This is a genomic window from Pseudomonas sp. NPDC087639 (assembly GCF_044743385.1).
Lineage (GTDB): Bacteria > Pseudomonadota > Gammaproteobacteria > Pseudomonadales > Pseudomonadaceae > Aquipseudomonas.
On the sequence record NZ_JBIUWI010000016.1, the window covers coordinates 64,078 to 85,343 of the forward strand.

8 protein-coding genes are annotated in these 21,266 nt (G+C 59.5%); 2 read left to right on the top strand and 6 right to left on the bottom strand.

Going from position 1 to position 21,266, the window contains the following annotated elements; genetic code table 11:
- Window positions 1–344 precede the first annotated feature (344 nt).
- Together ACIOVB_RS09595 and ACIOVB_RS09600 are read left to right on the top strand one after the other, a co-directional pair.
- The gene (locus tag ACIOVB_RS09595) at window positions 345–13,397 is read left to right on the top strand and encodes a hemagglutinin repeat-containing protein (protein WP_401267076.1); all 13,053 of its coding nucleotides are present in this window, start codon (window positions 345–347) and stop codon (window positions 13,395–13,397) included.
- Window positions 13,394–13,909 carry a hypothetical protein gene (locus tag ACIOVB_RS09600; RefSeq protein ID WP_401267078.1) on the top strand — a complete coding sequence of 172 codons (516 nt, stop codon included), beginning with the start codon at window positions 13,394–13,396 and terminating at the stop codon, window positions 13,907–13,909. Before ACIOVB_RS09595 ends, ACIOVB_RS09600 begins: the two co-directional genes overlap by 4 nt.
- A 566-nt stretch (window positions 13,910–14,475) precedes the next feature.
- Here the strand turns inward: ACIOVB_RS09600 and ACIOVB_RS09605 are convergent.
- The 6 genes from ACIOVB_RS09605 to ACIOVB_RS09630 form a co-directional block, all read right to left on the bottom strand.
- A complete protein-coding gene (locus tag ACIOVB_RS09605) occupies window positions 14,476–16,113 on the bottom strand; it encodes a BatD family protein (RefSeq protein WP_401267081.1) in 1,638 nt (545 codons plus the stop codon).
- A complete protein-coding gene (locus tag ACIOVB_RS09610) occupies window positions 16,110–17,843 on the bottom strand; it encodes a tetratricopeptide repeat protein (RefSeq protein ID WP_401267084.1) in 1,734 nt (577 codons plus the stop codon). Before ACIOVB_RS09610 ends, ACIOVB_RS09605 begins: the two co-directional genes overlap by 4 nt.
- Window positions 17,840–18,919, bottom strand: coding sequence for a vWA domain-containing protein (locus ACIOVB_RS09615; RefSeq protein WP_401267086.1), 1,080 nt, complete (start codon window positions 18,917–18,919; stop codon window positions 17,840–17,842). The genes ACIOVB_RS09610 and ACIOVB_RS09615 overlap by 4 nt, the downstream gene beginning before the upstream one ends.
- On the bottom strand, window positions 18,912–19,409 hold the full coding sequence (locus tag ACIOVB_RS09620; RefSeq protein WP_187678608.1) for a DUF4381 domain-containing protein: 498 nt from the start codon (window positions 19,407–19,409) through the stop codon (window positions 18,912–18,914). Before ACIOVB_RS09620 ends, ACIOVB_RS09615 begins: the two co-directional genes overlap by 8 nt.
- Entirely contained in the window at window positions 19,406–20,350 is a 945-nt protein-coding gene (locus ACIOVB_RS09625) for a DUF58 domain-containing protein (protein ID WP_401267089.1), read from the bottom strand. The genes ACIOVB_RS09620 and ACIOVB_RS09625 overlap by 4 nt, the downstream gene beginning before the upstream one ends.
- Before the next feature lie 5 nt (window positions 20,351–20,355).
- Window positions 20,356–21,266 (bottom strand): AAA family ATPase (locus ACIOVB_RS09630; RefSeq protein WP_401267091.1); only part of this gene is annotated, 911 nt, incomplete at its 5' end.

The following is a 21,266-nucleotide window of genomic DNA, read 5'->3' on the forward strand; positions in this document are numbered from 1 at the left end:
CCGCAACAATTAAAGAGGTGATGACCGCGAGGAAATGAAGGGCGGCGAAAGAGGGGGAGAGTTTACAGATTATTGCGGTGGGAGGGCTTGTTGTGTATGCGAGTGCTTGCCAATGGAGTGCTGGGTTTGGCCCTCATCATTAGTCAGTAACAGTCGGCGGATGCATCTATTAATTGACGCCAAAATAGTGGCCATCTAATATCGCGCCACTATTTTGATATCAAAGCGCTAGCAGTCTCGCCTTACTCTTGTTTGCTCTCATCGGCGCCAAGGTGCGGGCCTGTTGGAGTAGCTGCGCTTGGCGTCAATCCCGTATTCCTGCCCGCTGTAATGAGATTTTAAACATGGACGTCCGCCACTTCGCCTTGCTCGCCCGTCAGCCCTCTGCTGCCGTGAAAACCCGAGAAACGTTCCTGGGCATGCCCAAGCGCGGGCTGGCGTTCCTGCTGGCGAACGTCATGTTCTGGCAACCGATGTGGGCGCAGGCCGACGGCATTGTCGTGGCCAACCCGAACACCTCGCTGGATCGAGCGGGCAACGGTGTGCCGATCATTAACATAGCCACGCCTAATGGCAGCGGGCTGTCGCACAACCAGTTCCACGATTACAACGTAGGGGCGCAGGGCGTCATCCTCAACAACGGCTCTGTGCAGACCTCCGCCACACAACTGGGTGGTCACATCATCGGCAACGCGAACCTGAAGAACAGCGGTGCGGCGCAGGCGATTCTCAACGAAGTCATCAGCGGCAACCCGAGCCAGTTGCGCGGCTATACCGAAGTGGCGGGGCAGTCGGCGCGGGTGATCGTCGCCAACCCTTACGGCATCACCTGCAACGGTTGCGGGTTTATCAACTCGCCGCGCGTCACGCTGACCACCGGCAAACCGGTGCTCGACAACGGTCGGCTGGATCGTTTTCAGGTTGATCAAGGCTCTGTGGCCATCGAAGGCGCAGGCCTCAATGCCACCAACGTCGACCGCTTCGAAATCATCACCCGCAGCGCGAAAATCAACGCGCAGCTTCAGGCGCAGAACCTGACGATTGTCGCCGGTCGCAACGACGTCAATGCGCAAACGTTGAATGCTACGGCCCGCGCCGATGACGGCAGCGCCAAACCGCAACTGGCCATCGACTCTTCGGCACTCGGCGGCATGTACGCCGGAGCGATCAAACTGGTCGGCACCGAGGCCGGCGTCGGGGTGAAACTCGACGGCAAACTGATTGCCAGTGGCGGCGACATTCAGCTCGATGCCAATGGCCAGTTGAGTTTGGCCGACACCTCGGCGACCGGCGCGGTCAACGTCAAGGCGGCTAGCCTCGATGCGCAGGGTCCGGTTTACGCAGGCACGGCGCTGAACGTGCAAACCCAAGGTAACCTGACCAACCGACAAACCCTCGCCGCACGCGACAGCATAAACCTCAGCGCCAGCGGCCAGCTGACCAACGCCGGCGCCATCGAAGCGGGCGTTATCGCCGACGGCAGCCGCAATGCCACAGGCGACTTGAGCCTGACTGCGCAGAACCTCGACAACAGCAGCAAAAGCCTCACGGCGAGTCGCAGCCTGACGGTCAACGCTGCGCAAACCCTGAACAACCAGGGCGGTACGCTTAGCGGGCAAACCACTGCGATCACTGCCGCAACATTGGATAACCGCAATGCCGGCAAGGTCCTGAGCAACACGCTGAGCCTGAATGCGGCTCAGGTGCTGAACAACAAAGGCGTGATCAACAGCAACGTAACGCTCACTGCCAACGTCGGCCGCCTCATCAACAGCAACGGTGAGCTGAGCAGTCAGAGCGACATCGTTCTGAATGTCACGTCGCTTGATAACGTCGCCGGCCTGATGACCGCCGGCCGTTTGCTCGACATCACTGCGCTCGGCGCGATCAACAACAGCACCGGCAGGATTGGCGCAAAGCAGAATCTGACCGTGCGAGCGCAACAACTCGACAACAGCCAGCAAGGCCAGTTGACCAGCGAAGGCACGCTGACCACCCGCGTCAGTGATCGCCTGAACAACCAGAACAAAGGCCTGATCCAGGCCAACGGCGCGATGGACGTGCAGGCCACACGCCTGGACAACCGCGCCGGGAAGATTTCCAGCCTCAATACCCTGATCGTCAGCAGTACCCACACCGACAACCGTGGCGGTACGATTCGCGCCGATCAGGCGGCGAAGCTGTTGATCAACGAACTGGACAACGGCGACAAGGGCCGCCTCGAAAGCAAGGCGGCGCTGACCTTCGAAGGCAACACACTCGACAACCGCAATGGCGGCCTGCTGACTTCGACGGGTCTGTTGACCCTCAAAGCCAAGGACGTGACCAACGATGGCGGACGGATTTCCGCCAAGGGCGACATCGACGCCAACATCGAGACCCTCAATCAACAACACGGTGAACTGGTCGCCGAAGGCAATCTGAAACTCACCGGCAAGACCCTCAACAGTCATCAGGACAGCCTCGTTGGCTCGCTCAAAACCCTGACGGTCAACGTCGACCAGATCGATAACCGTGCCAGCACACTGTCGAGCCAACTGGACCTGCACATCAACGCTGCACGCCTGGACAACAGCGACGGCGGCAAGGTGTTGTCCGATACCACGCTGGAGCTGAAGGTCGCGCAGATCATCAACGCCACCAATGGACTGATCTTCAGCAAGGGCGCGAGCACCCTCAGCGGCATCGGCCTGAGCAACGTCGGCGGGCGGATCGTCAGCCAGAAAACACTGGGGCTGAGCTTCGACGAAGCCATGGACAACCAGCAAGGCCTGATCAGCAGCGAAGGGCAGATGACCCTCAATGCCGGCAGCCTAGACAATCGCCTGGGCAAACTCTCGAGCATCGAGGCGATGTCGCTCACCGCCAAAGGCGCTGTACTGAGTCAGGGTGGCCTGATCGCCTCGCAAAAAGGCCTGACGTTCACCAGCGGCAGCCTCGACAACAGCGACAACGGCGTGATCAGCGCCAAGGCCGATTCGACGCTGACCACCGGCGAGTTCATCAACCGTCAGGGCGCCAGTCTGGCCACCGACGGCACGCTGTTGCTCACCGCCGCTCACCTGGATAACTCCGGCGGCACCATCGGTAGCCAGCAGAAACTGGAGGCTTCGGTCACCTCGCTGGTTCAGGACGGCGGCGAACTGTTCAGCAACGGCGACCTGACCCTGGACATGAACAACGGCCTGCTGAACAACCAGCGCGGCAACATTCATACACCGGGCCAGCTGCTGCTCAAGAATCTTAAGGACGTCAACAACAGCGCCGGCGAAATCTCCGCTGCCAAGGCCTGGAGCGTCAACGCACAAAGCCTGAACAACGACGGCGGCAAACTGCTCAGCAACGAAAAGCTCACGCTGGTCATCGACCGTGCGTTGAGCAACGTCAAAGGCGTCATCGCTTCCGCCGGCCTGGAATCGCGCAGCGCCAGTCTGGACAACACCAGCGGCGAGATTCGTGGCCGTGGCGATGTCGACTTCACCGTGACCGGGATGTTCGACAACCAGGCCGGCGTGGTCATTGCTGACGATGGTCTGACGATCAAAGCGGCGAGTCTGGACAACCGTCAGGAAGGTCTGGTCGGTTCGACAAAAGCGCTGAACCTTACCGTCAACCGAATCGACAACCGCAGCGGCGAACTGTCGAGCAAGGCTGACGTGAACCTGATCGGCGCGTGGCTCGACAACAGCGACAGCGGCTATATGTTGGCCGGTGGCAATCTGGCGCTGACCGTCAATGACGTCATCAACCGCAACAAGGGCCTGCTGTCCGGCGACACCGGGCTGACGCTGACCGGCAAGACGCTGGAGAACAGCGGTCGCCTGACCAGCCAGAAAGACCTTGCGATCAACCTCTCTGCGGGCCTGAACAACGCGCAGGGCAGTGTCGTCAGCGAAGGAGCCTTGGCGATCAATGCCGATAGCCTGAACAACAATGGCGGCACCGTCTCCAGCGCCAAAGCGCTCAATGTCGATACGCGCGGCGCCATCAGCAACCGCGGCGGCAAATTGCTCACCGACACCGGTCTGACGCTCACCAGCAGTGCGCTGGATAACCAGCAACAAGGCACCATCAGCAGTAAAACAACACTGACCCTCACCACCGGCGACCTCAACAACAGTCAGGCGACGATCTACGCTGCCGATCAACTGCACGTGACCGCGGGGAAGGTGACCAACACCGCCGGCAGCCTGGGCGCGGGCAATTCGCTGATCGCCAATATTCGTGGTCTCGATCAACAGGGCGGCAAGCTGTTCAGCAGCAAAGGCAATGTCACGGTTGATCTGAACGGCGGCGCTTTGAACAACCAGGACGGCGTGATCAATGCGCCGGGTCAATTGCTGTTGAAAAACCTCGCCGACGTCAACAACCGTGACGGTGAGATTTCCAGCGAAGAGGCGTTCGACCTGCTGGCCAAGTCACTGGACAACAGCGGCGGCCAACTGCTGAGCAATCACAAACTCACCCTGAAAATCGACAACGCGCTGACCTCGATCAAAGGCAAGATCGCCGCCGCAGCCCTGCAGATTCGGGCAGCAAGCCTGGATAACAGCGGCGAAGGTGTGCTGCTCAGTGACAGCGATATCGACGTGACCGTCGATGGCCTGCTGAACAACCAGACCAAGGGCAGCATCCGCGCCGCGCAACAACTGACCCTCAACAGCACCGGCCTGAATAACCAGGGCGGCACGCTGGTGGGCATTGCGGGCCTGGCGATTGATCTGGGCACGACCGCGCAGGACCTGAACAATCAGAACGGTCTGATCAGCAGCAAGGGCCTGTTGAGCATTGCCCATCTGCGTGACCTGAATAACCAGAACGGCGTGATCAACAGCAAAGGCGTGCTAAGCATCGCCACGCTGCGTGACTTGAATAACCAGCAGGGTGAAATTTCCAGCGTCAACAGCTTCAACCTCAGCGGCAACAGCCTGGACAACCGTGGCGGCAATCTGATCAGCAACGATCAACTGAGCCTCACCGCAGCCGAACTGAAAAACCAGGGCGGGCTGGTCTCCGGCTGGAAGGGCGTGACGGTCAGCGGCGGCAGCGTCGACAACAGCCTGGAAGGGGCGATTTCCAGCCAGCTCGGCAACGTCAACATCGACCTCAGCGGCGCACTGATCAACCACAGTAAGGGCGGCGTGGGCGGCCTTGGCGATGTGAGCATCAAGGCCGCCAGTCTCGACAACAGCGGCGGCACCGTCACCAGTGGCGGCAAACAGACCCTGACCCTGCTCGGCGGCGCGCTCAATAACGCCGCTGGCGGCCTTATCAAAAGCGGCGATACCCTCGACATCCGCGCGGCCACCCTGAACAACACCTCCTCCGGCAACGTCACGGCGAAAAAAGCCCTGACCTTCACCGGTACGCAACTGGACAACACCAGCGGCAGTCTGGTCGGCGATGACAGCGTCACCCTCGACCTGCTCGGCGCCCTGACCAACGTCAATGGCGCCCTCGGCAGCAGCGGTGCGCTGCTGATCAAACGCTCCGGTAGCGTCGACAACCGTGGCGGCCAACTGATCAGCCAGACCCTGCTGAGCCTGCTCACCAGCGGCTATCTGAACAACAGCCAACGCGGCACCGTCTCGGCCAACGGCCAACTGGATCTCACCGCCGGCGGCACACTGCACAACGACGCCGACGGCCTGATCTCCAGCCGCGATGCCGGCGTCAACCTCACCGCCGCCGCACTGAACAACGGCAAAGGCGCGGTGCAAAGCATGACCGCGCTGACCGTGAACACTGGCAGCGCCGCCATCGACAACCAAGGCGGCAAAATCATCGCCCAGAACGGTGACCTGACCCTCACTGGCGCGAGCCTCGACAGCCGTGGCGGTGTGCTGTCGAGCCTCAAAGGTCTACTGCAAACCCGTCTGGCCGGCGTGTTGCGCAACGGCAAGGGCGGCAAGATCGAAGGCAGCCGCCTCGACCTGCAAGCACTCGGCGGTATCTACAGCGACGGCGGGCGCATCGCCGCCAACAGCGGCAATATTCTGCTGAATGCCGGCGGCAACGCGCTCGACAACAGCGGTGGCGGGATCTATGCCAAAGGCTTGGTGAAAGTTGACGCCGGCTCAATGAACAACAACGCCGGTCAGGTCAGCGGTAGCGCTATCGATTTGGGTGTTGGCGGCAACCTGACAAACCGTAGCGGCCTGATCGAAAGCGCCAGCACTCTGGCGATTCGCGCCGCTAATCTCGATAACCAGAGCGGCAAACTGCGCGCGCTGGGCACCAGCGGCAAGACCGATTTCCAGATCGGCAGCCAGTTCGACAACCGCAACGGTCTGGTGGAAACCGCCAACACCGATTTCACCCTTGCTGCGCCGAGCCTGCTCAACGCGGGCGGCTCGATCACGCATGTGGGGTTGGGTGAATTCAACATCTCCACCGCCAACGTCATGAACGCCGGCGGCTCACTGGTGACCCGTGGCGGCCTGACGCTCAACGCCGACAGCTGGACCAACAGCAGCGTGATTCAGGCCGGGCGCCTGACGGTCAACGTCGGTAATTTCGTGCAGACCGCGAGCGGGCAATTGCTGGCTTCGAATCAGTTGGTGGCGCGCGGTGGCAACTGGAGCAACGAAGGGTTGATTGCCAGTGATGGCAGTCTCGATATCCAGTTGGGCGGAGGTTATGCCGGTAATGGCCGGGTGAGCAGCCTGGGTGACATGCAACTGGATGCTTCCACCCTCAACATCGGCAACGCCGGGAGTATCGCGGCTGGCGGCAACACGACCGTCGGCGCGCGCGGCGGTGTGGCGGTCGTAAACAACTATGGCCGACTGACTGCGGCCAATAACCTGATTCTCAATGCAGGCTCCGTTAACAACTACGGGACTCTCGCAGGCGGGGCGGGCATGAAGCTGACGGCGTCGTCATTGCTGAACGATCAGGGTGGCTTCCTGTTCAGCGGGGGCGACATGAGGCTGCGAGTGGGCAGCTTCAGTAATAAAAAGTCCGATGTTTATAGTATGGGCAGTATCGATATTGCGCGGGACGATGCCGGTGGTCATGCGGCGTCGGTAGAGAACCTTTCCGGGACGATGGAAAGCACTGGCGATTTCTCGATCAAGGCAGATTCGATTGTTAACCGCAGGGACCAGTTCAAGACGGTTTCCGAGATGTACTCGTCGGACATTGGTGTGCGTTGCTTGTCATGCGATGCGTTGCCGCTGAACTGGACGGAGTTGCAAGGAAACAAACTGCCATCCCAGCTTGTCTGGGAGCAGAAATTCAAAGTCAGTATCTCTGAAGGTGAAAGCTCCAAAGCCGCCTCTATTACCGCCGGGAAAAACTTTGAGGTGGCGGGTGGTTCCTTCCTGAACTCGAATTCATCCATCGCCGCTTCCGGAAACATCACCATCAACGTGGCCAACTTCGAGAACTCGGGTACTGCCACCGGTGATTACGTTTCACGCAAATACATCAACGGTGGACTTTCCGTTGCGCAATGGAACGACGTCATCACGTACAACATGTACAACGACGCGGACTACAACAAGGATCTGCGATTCTGGAATGCCAACGAAGTCGATTCGCGAGTCGTTTCCAAGGTGGTCAGATATGGTGCCAAAGGCGAGGCTGATAACTGGTTCCAGACTTTCGGCTCGACCATCATTTCTTTGAATAAACAAAGCCAGGCCGTCAGATTTGGTGACTCTCTTTATTCGTCGGGTGCCCGAACCGAAGCGCCTGACTTCATAAAAAATGCAGTCTTCGACGAAAAAATAGTCACCTCTGACCCCTCAGGTTTCGCCTCGGCCATCATCCAGGCCGCTGGCAACGTCACTATCAACGCCAGCAATAAAATCAGCAACGGTGTGGAAAAAGCCTACAGCGCGGGCGCAGTCGGCACCTCTCGAAACGCCAACACTGGCGCTAGCGGCACCGGCAAAACCACGGTCATCAGCCTCAACAGTCAGCTACCACCGGACCTGGCTCAGCAACAGGTCAACCCGCTGACATTGCCCGGCTTCAGCCTGCCTGTTGGCGACAACGGTATGTTCCGCCTGAGCGGCAAAGGGGGTAGCGAACAATCCTTGGTACCTGCGCCGTCCTGGACCATCGATTCGCTTTCTGGCGAGTCGACACGTCATACGGTCGGCATGCCTGCTCGGCCGTCGACCCAGTTCCAGTTCGACAATAACGACTCGGTCTCGACAAAAAAACGCGACCTGGCGTTGAGCGACGCAGCCTCGCTGAACCTCAACGACAGAACTGCTCAGTTCAACGTGGGGGCAGCGGCTGCTGACGGACCCGTCGGCGTGCTGCTGCCCAACCGTGGTAACGCGCTGATCTACGCACCACCTGTCAAAGGCCTGCCCGACACCAGCGTGCGCTCCAACCCGCACAAATACCTGATCGAAACCAACCCGGTACTCACCGACCTCAAGAAATTCGAGAGTTCGGATTACCTGCTGCAGAAACTCGGCTACAACCCGGACACGAGCGCCAAGCGCCTGGGCGACGGTTTCTTCGAACAACGGATGATCCAGCAAGCGGTCGTCGAGCGTACGGGACAGCGTTTCATCGACGGCCAGACCTCCGATGAAGCGATGTTCAAGTACCTGATGAACAACGCCATCGCCAGCAAGGATCAGCTCAACCTGTCGGTGGGCGTCACGCTGACCGCACAGCAAGTCGCGGCACTGACCCACGACATCGTCTGGCTCGAAGAGCACGAAGTGAATGGTGAGAAAGTGCTGGTGCCGGTGCTGTATCTGGCTCAGGCGAATAATCGGCTGGCGCCAAACGGGGCGTTGATTCAGGGCAGCGACGTGACGTTGATTGCCGGTGGCGATCTGGACAACGCCGGTACGCTGCGCGCCTCCAACAATCTGTCGGCCGAAGCGGGTAACAACCTCACTAACACCGGTTTGATCGAAGCGGGTGAGCGCCTGACGCTCAAGGCTGGCAACGACATCATCAACAAGTCCGGCGGCATCATCTCCGGCAAGGACGTCAGCCTGACCGCCACCAACGGCAGCGTGATCAACCAGCGCGACGTGACCGGCTTCGACCTGGCCGGTCGCGGCAACCTGTTGCACCGCGACTACCTGGACAACGCTGCACGGATCGAAGCGGCCAACGATCTGACGATGAACGCCGGGCGGGACATCAACAACATCGGCGGTGTGCTGCAAAGCGGTCGGGACATGACGCTCGACGCTGATCGTGATGTGAATATCACCTCGGTTCAAAATCGCAGCACCGATGCGCGAGGCAGCAACTTCCTCAATCAGAGCATTACCCAGCATGGAGCAGAAGTGACCTCCGGGCGGAATCTGTCGATCAGTGCTGATCGTGATGTGGCGATTGTTGCCAGTCGGCTGGATGCGAAGCGCGATCTCAGTGTCGATTCAGGCCATGACATTGTGATCACTTCGGCTGCCGATGAGAGCGATTACGTCTCGCGCAGCAAGAAGCGCGCGAACGAAACCCATAGCATCACCCAACAATCATCGGTACTGAATGCCGGTCGCGATATCGCCCTGAATGCGGGCAACGATCTGGGCATCATCGCCAGCCGGATCAAGGCTACGGAGGATGTCAGCCTCGACGCTGCCCAAGACATCACCGTCGCCTCGGCAAAGGACGAGAGTTCTTCTTACTACTACAAGAAGAAAAACGGTTCGTTCGGGCGCAGCAAGACCACTCAGGCGGAAAGTTATGAGAGCGAAAACGTTGCTTCGGTGATCGAAGCCGGGCACGACCTGACCGTCAACTCGTCCAAGGACGAAGACGGCAGCGTCAGTCTTGATGGCGGCCGCAACGTCACCATTATCGGCAGCCAGTTGAATGCCGGTAATGATCTGGTCGTCGGTGCGACCAATGACGTGGCTGTTCTTTCTGCCACGGAAGAATCCGGGTCCTATACCAAAAAGACCAAAACAGGGCTGTTCGGCATGTCGAAAAGTGGCAGTAGCCATTTGCAGACATCTGTCACTCAAGTCGGCAGCCAGTTGAATGCCGGGCACGATGCAGTGGTTCTGGGCGGACGCGATATTCGTTTGAATGCCAGTGAAATAAATGCAGGCAACGATGCCGAACTGCATGCCGGTCTGGTGGACAAGGAGGGTGATATAACCCTGTCTTCTGCCGATGATCAGGCGTACAGCCGCGCTGAGGAATACAAGAAAAAACTCGGCATGTCGCTGAAAGACACCATCGGCGTGTTCGCCGGTACACCGGGGTTGGGAGCCGATATTACCGTCGGCTCCTCGCACAATGGCGGGCGCGAGGTCGTCAGTTCTAACAGTGTCGGTAGCCAGGTAAACGCGGGGCACGATGCGATTCTCAACGCGTCGCGCGACATCAATGTCATTGGTAGTGGTATCAGTGCCGACAACAGTGTTTCGCTCGATGCCGGCCGCGATGTCAACGTGGTCGCCTCGATCGACAACCAGCGCAGCAACAGTTGGGAAACGGACAAAAGCGTCGGGATAAAACAAACCATCGATAGCAACGCTTTCACGACATTCGTTGGTAGCGAAACCATTCAACACGGCGTTAACAGCAAGGGCTACACGGCTGCGGGCAGTTCAATCGATGCAGGGATGAACATCAATGTAAACGCCGGTCGCGATATCAATCAGCAAGGTTCAGACCTCACGGCCGGGTACAACATCGGGCTCAAGGCAGATCGCGACATCAACATTGATGCCAAGGAAGAGGCCAGCGAAGTCACTATCCGTGACAGCATCAAGCGTAACGGCATCACCGTGACCACGGCCTACAACATCGGCAACACCATGGACGGTCTCAAAGGTACCGGCAAAGGTGAAGACGGTGTCAGCAAAGGCTCAAGCGTTCTGAAGTCGGTTGATACGCTGGATCAGTTTTTCAGCGGGCCCAAGTTTGACGGGCATATTGGTGCCTCCAGCGTCAGTTCCAGCAGTACGCAGAGTTCGGTGACACAGCGTCCGTCGACCCTCTCTGCGGGTAACGATGTCTCGCTTGATGCCGGGAACAACGTCAACGTCAGCGGTAGCCAGTTCAATGCCGGCCGTGACATCAACGTCAAAGGCAAGGACATTACCTTTGACGTGGCGCACGGCTCGGAAAGCAGCGACGGGCATTCGACTCAGAGCAAGGGTGGCCTGAAGGGTGGTACCACCGGTGGCTTCAAGCTGGGCGTGGGTGTCAGCAATGCCGGCACTGAAGACAAATCGACTCAGGGAACTTCGACGGCAACTCAACTCAATGCCGGCGGCAGCATCAACCTGGATGCCAAAAATGACCTGACCCTGATCGGCACCCGTGCGACCGCTGAGCGAGACATCTCCCTCAAGGCCGGCAACGATCTGAACATCCTCTCGGCGCAAAACGCCTATGAAAGTTCGCACGATCGGCGGAGCTGGGGCGCGGAGGGCGGCATCATCGCCGGCCAGGACGGCTTCGGGGTTTATGGCTCGGTCAACGTCGGTATCGGCGATCTGAATCGTGAAGGTGTAAAGCAGCAGGAAGCCTACCTGTACGCTGGCAACAAACTGAGCTTCGAAAGCGAGCGTGACACCACGATTGCCGGCGCCACGCTGCGCGGTGACGAAGTCATTGGCGATGTCGGTCGCAACCTGACCGTGTCCTCTGTGCCGAACACCGGCAAAGTCGAAGGCAAAGAGTTCGACGCCAGCCTGACTGTAGCGGTCAGTTTCGGCGCAACGGTCAGCGGCTCGTTGGGTTACGGCGAAACCAGCGGCAAAACCAATTGGGTCGACAACCAGACGGTTATCAGTGGCAAAAGCAAAGTCGATATCCGTACCGAAAAACATACGCAGCTTGATGGGGCGGTGATCAGCGCCGACAACGGCAACCTTAAACTCGACACCGATACCCTCGGCTATCGCAACATTACCGGCAAGGATAACGAGCACGGTTACTACCTCAACGTCAGCGGCAGTTACGGCGGTGGAGGTGGTTCCCAGGCCGACAAGCCCAACAAGGGCATGGAAGGCGAGAGCAAAAACAGCTGGGCGGTTGAGGGATACAAGTACGACAAGGAACGTCAGCAGACGCTGAACGCCACAGTGGGCGAAGGCCAGATTGTTGTGCGTAACGACAAGACCACCGGGCAGGACTCTACGGCGGGTCTCAATCGTGATGTGAATAAAGCGTATGAGATCACCAAGGATGAGGAGCATCGCACGACGCTGTACGCAAGCAGTTCCTCGATTGATGCCGTCAGCCATCCACTTGAGACGTTGGAGCGTTGGGGCGATAACGTCATTAACTTCAAGGAGAACATGCTGAAACAGGCGTTGGCCGGCGCCAGTTTTCTGCAAAACCTGAAGCAGGCAATCAATGCTCAGTTGGTGGATATCAGTGAGGTGTCTCCTTCACTTCGCCATGAACTTGGTGATGAACAGGCATTGGCGGTCACCAAGAATTTTGTTCGACAGGGAAAAAATCCTTCAGATATGGATTCCCTTGACCCCGAAGTGCTTGCTGGACTCAAGCGATTCGCAGACCTGGCAGCCGACTACGATAAAGAAATGGGAAGGGAGGTCGATCAGGGCAACATCGTCATCGAACCAAAGAACGACGGAAGTGGCGGGACTAACGTCGTCTATCTTGATACGAGCACAGTGAATGCAAAGGTCATCCCCATGGGGCAGGCGGCCCTTTCAGAACTGGGTGATCTGCTGGTGCTGGCCAATGCATTGCCGGCTGATAAACGTGATCAGCTTAAAACCGTTGCCATTGCAGCACAGGCTGTGATGGGGCCAATGAAATTCATGGTGAGCATGACAGCAAATGCTCTGATCAATGCTGCAGCAGGCAAAGAGGTTGAAGAGTTAAAAGACGGCGCAGCGATTAAGTTGGCAGCCTTCTTTACCGGTAAGTCAGAGGAAAGCCTGAGGAAGAGCAACGAGCTTGCGAAAGGGGAACATGAGAACGGCAACACCGCTAAGTATCCTCTAGAAGGTAATACCTACGTCGTTGCTTCGCGCTTCCTCATTGATGCTGCGCTTGGTGAGTTTAAGGCCTTGGGCGTCAAGGCGACTGGGCGAGTATTGACCATGACAGGTAAAGGAGGAGCGCCTTCTCCCCATACCCCCGTCATGAATCCTCCACGCAATGCCGCAAACCTGGCGGGCGGGCCGCTGGAGCGAGGCATCAAATTCAGTGGGCATTTCCCTAATGAAGGCGGGCCGAAAAGTGGGACGTTCTACCGGGCCAATAATCGAGGGGAGATCACCAGCTATGCGGTATACGATGCTGAGGGGCGGATCCTCAAGCGAGTCGATATCACCGGAAAGGCTCACGCTGGTGTTCCGACGCCACATGTTATTGAATATGGGCGCAATACGTTGCCCGATGGATCTATACGAGTTCAGTCTCCATCTACCAAGAATCCACCCAGGCCTATGAACCCGGAGGAAATGCCATGAAAATAGTCAACTCAGTACCTCCAGTTTCTGATGCTGTTAAATATGAAGCGTGGAAAAAACAATGGTCGGTGCAGGAAGGGCTTGATATTCATCTTTATATAAGTGATCAGTGCCATCCTGAGCAGATGTTGTTGTTTTCAAAAATTCTATTTCCGGATTTTGTCGTTATTGATGATGGGGTTTTTCTGGAGCGGAATTTCACCAAGGAAGTGTTTGATGATCGATGGCTTGAGGCAGCTGGTGATGTTTCGAAGGTCGAGCGGATTTTAAACTACGTGCATGTCTACGATATTTTTGGACAGTGCAATGAGCCTGTCTCGGAAAGCGTATTTCTTCAACTTTCTCACGTTATTGCATTTTCATGGGGAATGGTGCTAAGAGAAAAGTTTCCGGGTAAGAACTTCTGCGTGGAAGCGTCGAATTCGGAAGATGACTACGGACCGGTGATTACTTTTTTCAGTGTGGGAAATGGAAAAGATTGCGCGAGCCCAGAAGGGGGAGTGGTTGAATAAAAAGGATCGTTCGCTTTTTACCCCAGGCTGTTCAATGAAAATAGAGTGAAAGAGTCTCTTTCAAGGACAGTAATTAGCAGCGCGCGGCCATGGCCCGCCCTTTTTTGGTTCTTCACAGAATCCCGTGAAACACAGAAACAAGAACGCCGGTTTGGTTGATGATGTACATGCGAGCAAACATATCTAACAAGCAGCCTCTTACAAAAAAGGAGACAACCTACGTTTACAAAGTATTCTGAGAAACGTGGTCCTTCACCCATTTTTCCTCTGAAGGATCGGAGCTTGCTGACCTATTGGGTAACATCTAGGCGTGGCCGCCAGTTCGCTGGCTGATTTGTAGAGATTGAGGCACGTTTAGTGAGCGAAATTGATTTTTATACCGAGAGTGGGAAGTCGTTCGCTGGAGGCACTCCCGTTGATCTTCCCTATACGGTCGTAGAGGTTTTAGGAGACTGGTGAGGTTTCAGCTGTGACATTTAATCGATAGCAGAATCAAAAGATCGCAGCCTTCGGCAGCTCCTGCAGGGATATGCGTAGGACCTGCCAAAGCCTGCGATCTTTTGCTTTTACTTCGGATAAAGCGGCGGCAACCCACTATCACCCACCGGATCCTGCACCCGTTCCGCCGCCGGAATCGTGCGAATCGCCCGCCACAAATCCTCACCCTGCCAATGCTGGCCCGTCTCGCTGTACAGCGCACCATTAAGCCCATCCAGCGCATCCGACAACGGCACAAACCGCGCCGCCATGTCCGCCAGCGTTTCCGGCTGCTGACGCGCCCACGCATCCAGCGCCTGCCGGGTCGCTTGCGGGTCATTGGCCTGGCTCGCACGCTTGATGTCATCCATCAAGGTGCGCGGGCTCGGGCCGGTTTGTGCGGCGCGGTGGATTGCCGGTTGCCAGCGTGCGCGCCACCACAGGCCGAAGCCGAGCAGGGTGGTGCAGGCGAGGATCAGCGTGCTGAGTTTCCACCACCACAACACATCGTTATCGACCGTGCTCGGTTGCAGGCTACCGGTCGGGGTGTCGACTTGCAGGCTCGGGTTGTTGGCCACTTGCAGGGTGCGCGCTGGCAGGCTGGTGTGTTCCAGGTGATCTTCGAAGGTGTTCCACCACACCACATCGACCGTCGGTAAATCAATCGAGCCACTGCGGCTGGCCACCAGGGCTTCGCGTTCTTCGCGGCTGCCGGTCAGGCCACGGTCGCTGCTCTGGTTGTTCAGCACCGGTTGATCCGGGTAGCGGCGCAGCCCGTTGACTTCGGTGGCGGGCAGCGCCGGCAGTTGTGAACTGGCCAGGCCTTCGACTTTCAGCGTCAGGCTGCGTGTAAGGGAGTCGCCGACCTGTGTGTGCTCGGGCTCGGGATTCCAGCTTTCGCTCAGGCTCAGGCTGCGCGCTGGTAGCCATGGCGCATCGGTGGGGTAGGTCAGTGGCTTGGGTTTGACCGTCAGCGGAATCTGCGTGGAGCTGACCCGCAGCAGCTTGCCCGGTTTCGGCCCTTGCGCGGTCGCGTCCTGGGAGGGCTGAGTGTCGACCAGTGTCGCGCTGAACGTCTGTGGGGCGATGGTCAGCAAACCGCTGTGCTGCGGATAGATCGCGTAGCGCATCTCGATCACGCCGTGGCGCACGTCGTTGATGTCTTTCTCGTAGGTGCGGGTGTCGCCGAGTTGCTCGACCCGCGCATCGGCGAGTTGTAGCGGCGTAAGGCTGCTGTCGTCGTACAGCGACACCGAATGGTAGATGCGCAGGGTCAGGATCGCCTGGGCCTGCACGTAGACACTGGACTGGTCGAGGCTGGCCTCGATGAACACCGGATCAAGGCTGTTCTTGTCTTCGCGGGTATCGCTCTCGACCACTTGCACTGTGATGGGCTGGCTCTGTGCGTCACCCATTTGTAATGGCGGGATCACCACGCTGCCGTTCTCTTTCGGCAGCAGGGTGATGATCCAGCGCGTGGTCGCGCGGTCGGCGCCATTGAGCGTGTTGAGCTGGTTCACTTGCCGCGTGCCGCGCACTTCGAACTGTGTCTCCAGCGGCGTCAGGTCGGGTTTGCCGAACTGGGTGACATCGCTGGTTTCGAGGGTGAGCTCGACCGTCTCGCCGGAGTTCAGGCGACTGCGATCCACACTGGCCGTCAGCTCGGCCGCCTGGGCGGTGGCTGTGCAGATCAGCAGTGGCAGCAAGAGAGCGGTGAAGCGGGTCATCGAGTGTTTTCCTGATCCTGATGTTGTTGCTGTTCGTACCAGAATTTGCGTCGCAGCAGTTCGCCCGGGTCGTCCGGGATCTTGCCCAGCCATTGCTCCAGGGCTTGGCGTTGTTCGCCTTCGAGGTTGCCCTCGCCGGTGTGCAGCACCGGCACCTCATTCTGTTCTTCGTCCGGCTCGCTGCCTGGCACTTCATTGGGGCCCGGTTGCGGCGGGGTAGTCGGCGGCGGTTCGTTGGCCGACTCGGCGGGCTGGGCCTCGCTCTGAGTGTCACTTTTTACCGCCGGAGGTGGCGTGGTTGCTGGTGGCTCATCACCGGGGAGGTTTTGCTCCGACGGTCTGCTCTCCGGCTCGCTGGGTGGCGGCGTGTTCTTCTGCTTCAGCAGTTTTTCCACCAGCGCCTTGTTGGTCTGCGCCGGGCGCAAGTCCGGTTGCAACTCCAGCGCTTGTTCGTAGGCATCGATTGCTGCGTCCAGCTCACCGCTTTTCGCCAGCGCGTTGCCACGATTGTAGTGGGCGCGAGCATCACTGCCCTCGGCGAAACGCTGGGCGGCGCCACTGTAGTCGCCGGCCTCGTACAACGCCACCCCTTGCCACTGGTGATCGTCAAAATGTTGCGCCGCTTCGGCCGGGCGTTTCTGTTTGAGCAGGTGCAGGCCTTGCTGGTCGGGACGCAGCCAGAGGTCTTCGAAGTCAAAAGCGTAGCTCGGCTGCGGCAGGCAGAACAGCAGCGGCAGGCAGAACAACCAGCCGCGTCGCCCCGCACACGCGGCCAGCAACAACAGCGGCAACAGCAGCCAGTAACCCTGATCGGCCCAGGTATCCAGGCGCACGGTCTGGCCATCGTCGCGCAAACTGCGCGGGCCATTGAGCAGGCCAAGGGCGCCGAGATCAGCTTCGTCCAGTCGGGCAGGATGATACTCACCGCCGACACTGTTAAGGAACGCCGCAAGGCCCGGGCTGTCGAGTTGCGGTACGCGAATCGCACCCTGATCGTCCTTGAGGAAGCTGCCGTCCTCTTGGGCAATCGGTGCACCTTCGGCGGTACCGACGCCGAGCATCAACAGTTGCGCTGAATCACCGCTCAGAGCACGACGAATGCCCTGGCGTTCCTCTTCGCTGAGGGACGAGCCGATCAACAGAATTCGCCCCTGACCCAGCGCGCCTTGCTTGAGCAGGGCCAGCGCTTTGCTCACGGCGAGATCCGCTCGATGGCCGCTTTCCGGCATCAGCGACGGCTTGAGCGCATCGAGCAGATTGCGACTCGTCGCCAAGTCATCCGACAGCGGCACCAGCGTGTGCGCGCTGCCGGCGTAAACGACGATAGCGGTTTGCGCATCGCTGCGCGCTAGCAACAGGTCGAACAGCTTGCGCCGCGCCTGTTCCAGTCGCGTCGGCGGTGAATCGGTGGCGAGCATTTCCGGGGTCAGCTCCAGCACCACCACCAACGGGTCGGCGGGTTTCTGGCTGGTCTGTTCGACGCGCTCCCAACTCGGGCCGAGCAGCGCCAGAATCGTCAGCAACCACGCGACGCCAAGAGCGACCCACGGCAATTTACTTTCACGACCGTTACCGCCACTGAGCAGAGTGGCGTGAAACGCTGGCGGCAGAATCATCTGCCAGCGTCCGGCGCGCTTCTGGCGGTGCCAGAGCTGCCAGATCAACCAGCCGAGCAGTGGCAGTAGCAACAACCACCACGGGCGGAACCAGTGCGGCCAGAGGGCGATCATCGGCGCCTCCGCAGACGCAGGCGTTTGAGACGCTCGCGCCAGTCAGGCAGCGGACTTTGCAGATATAGCTGCTTGGTGAACAGGCGTTGCAACGGGTTGTCCGGCCACAATTCGCGGGCGACCAGTAACAAACTGAGCCACAGGGCCAGCGCCAGCGGCCATTGATACAAGGCTTGCGCCGGGCGTGCCTGAGTCGGTTGCTGGGTCACCGGCTCGAGCTGGTCGAGGGTTTCCTTGATCGCTTGCAGCTCTTTACCGTCGTGTGCGCGGAAATACTGGCCGCCGGTGACTTCGGCGATGGCTTTGAGTGAAGGCTCGTCAAGATCCAGGCTCGGATTGACCCCGAGCAAAGCGGTGGAACCGCTTTCTTCAGGGTTGGCACCGATGCCGATCGGGTAGATCTTCACGCCTTCGCTGGCGGCCAGTCTTGCGGCGGTCAGCGGATCGATTTCACCACCATTGTTGGCGCCGTCGGTGACCAGAATCAGCACGCGGCTCTGCGCTGGACGCATGCGCAGGCGCTTCAAGGCCAGACCGATGGCGTCGCCGATTGCGGTGTTCTTGCCGGCAATGCCGATCCGCGCTTCATCGAGCCAGACGCGCACGGTGTGGCGGTCGAAGGTCAGCGGCGCTTGCAAATAGGCCTGGCTGCCGAACAGGATCAGGCCTACGCGGTCGCCATCACGGCTTTCGAGAAAGTCGCCAAGCAGGTGCTGCACCAACGACAAGCGGCTGACGTCTTCGTCCTGCCATTGCATGTCGGGGAAATCCATCGAGCCGGACACGTCCACGGCGACCAGCAGATCACGACCGCTGGCGGCAATCGGCAACGGTTCGCCGAGCCATTGCGGACGCGCGGCGGCGGTCAACAGCAACAGCCACAGCAGCATGAACGGTGCTTGCTGGCGCCACGCCGGCAGGTTGGCCCGAGCACGGCGGCGGGCGAGACCTTCGAGGTCGGAGAGAAAGCTGACTTTAAGTGCTGGCTCGCCACTGTCGGCCACGGGTAGCACGAGGCGCATCAACCATGGGAGTGGGAACAGGACAAAAATCCACGGCCAGGCGAATTCAAACATGCTTGCGAATCCACGTGTCGACCGCTTGGGTCAGGCCGGCGATGGCCTTGTCGTCGAGTTTGCATTCCGGTTTGTAGGCGCCTTCGACCAACACCATCCAGCGCGTCAGGCCCGCCGCCGGGCAGCGGTTGTCGAGAAACGCCAGCCACTTGCGGCCATTGAGCGTGTGGCTCTGGCTATAGGGGTAGTGGTTGCGGCACAGGCGTTTGAGCAAACCGTTGAGTTGTTGCAGCCACGCCCCGGCCGGCGCGCCGTCGTAAGGTTTGGGCATCTGCGCCAGTTCAGCGAGGGCGGCGATGCGCACCGGATCAAGGGGCTGTTCGGCTCGCACGATCGGGCGTTTCTTGATCGGGATGAAACGGCGCAGACGCCATACCGCGAAACCGAGCAGCGGTAGCAATAGAAGCAGCAACCACCAGCCCGGTGCCGGCGGCCAGAAGGCTATCGGCGGGGGGGACATCAGTGGTTGCAGTTGTTCGAGGCCGTTCATCGACCTTTCCCCGGACGCTGCGGATTGAGGAACTCGCGCATCTGCTCGACCATTTCACTCCGCGTGCTCAATGGCATCAGCAGCACGCGCAGCTTTTGCGCTAGCAATTCCCAGCGGGCGATGCGTGCTTCGGCCTGGGCTCGATAGGTCTGGCGCAGGTCGAAGTTGAGGGTGTCGAGTTCCAGTTGCGCGCCACGCTCGGCAAATCTTAAAAGCCCGGCAGCGGGCAGGGCGTGGTCGAGCGGATCGGACAGCGGCAACATCAGCAGATCGCAATGACGCGAGAGCAGGCTCAGTTGCTGTTCGGCGCTGTCGGATAGTGCGCGCTCGTCGCAGATCACGATCACCAGACTGCCCGGGCGCAGCACCTCTCGGGCGCGACGCAGAGCGACACCCAAGGCGTCGCGATCCGGTTCACGCTCGGTGTGCAGCGATTGATTGACCTTCACCAGACGGTTGAGCAGTTGCAGCAGACTCTGTTTGCTGCGCCGTGGCTTGATTTCGTAATGCTCGTTATCGCCGAACACCAGCCCGCCGACCCTGTCGTTGTGACCGAGCGCGGCCCAGCCGATCAACGCCGCCACTTGCGCCGCCAACACCGATTTGAACATCAACCCGGAGCCGAAAAACAACCGCGTGCTTTGCTCGACCATGATGAAAATCGGCCGTTCGCGTTCTTCATGGAACAGCTTGGTGTGCGGTTCCTGGGTGCGCGCCGTCACGCGCCAATCGATGGTGCGCACGTCGTCGCCGGCCTGATAGACCCGCACCTGATCGAAGTCGACGCCACGACCACGGAATTTCGAGTGATGCAGGCCGATCAGCGGGCTGCGCTGGCTCGGCGTGGAAAACAGCTGCACTTCGCGCACACGGTGGCGCATCTCGATCAGCTCGGCGAGGCTGATGCGGATGCCCGGTTCGGACGGCAGAGGGGCGTTCATGGGGGTCAAGCGACGGCTACGACGTCGAGAATCCGCTGCACCACCCGATCCTGATCAATGCCGGCGGCTTCGGCCTCAAACGACAAAATGATGCGGTGACGCAACACGTCGAACAGCACCGCTTGAATATCTTCCGGGCTGACGAAATCGCGCCCGGCCAGCCAGGCGTGAGCGCGAGCGCAACGGTCGAGGGCGATCGAGCCACGCGGGCTGGCGCCGTAGGCGATCCACTCGGCCATCTCCGGGTCGAACTTGGCCGGCGTGCGCGTGGCCATGACCAGTTGCACCAGGTATTCCTCCACGGCGTCGGCCATGTACAGACCGAGGATTTCCTTGCGCGCGGCGAAGATCGCCTGCTGGCTGACCCTGCGCTCGGGCTTGGTCTCGCCGTTCAGTGCTTCGCCACGGGCCTGCTGGAGGATCCGGCGTTCAACGGCGGCATCGGGGAAACCAATCTTGACGTGCATCAGGAAGCGGTCGAGCTGCGCTTCCGGCAGCGGATAGGTGCCTTCCTGCTCGATCGGGTTCTGCGTGGCCATTACCAGAAACAGCGGCGATAGCTCGTAAGTGCTGCGTCCGACGCTGACCTGACGCTCGGCCATGGCCTCGAGCAAGGCCGATTGCACCTTGGCCGGGGCACGGTTGATTTCGTCCGCCAGCACCAGATTGTGGAAGATCGGGCCTTGCTGGAACACGAAACTGCCGGTTTCCGGGCGATAGATCTCGGTGCCGGTGATGTCGGCGGGCAACAGATCAGGGGTGAACTGAATGCGATGGAACTGGGCTTCGATGCCCTCGGCGAGCTCTTTGATCGCTTTGGTCTTGGCCAGACCCGGTGCGCCTTCGACCAGCATGTGGCCGTCGGCGAGCAGGGCGATGAGCAAACGCTCGATGAGTTTTTCCTGGCCGAGAATCT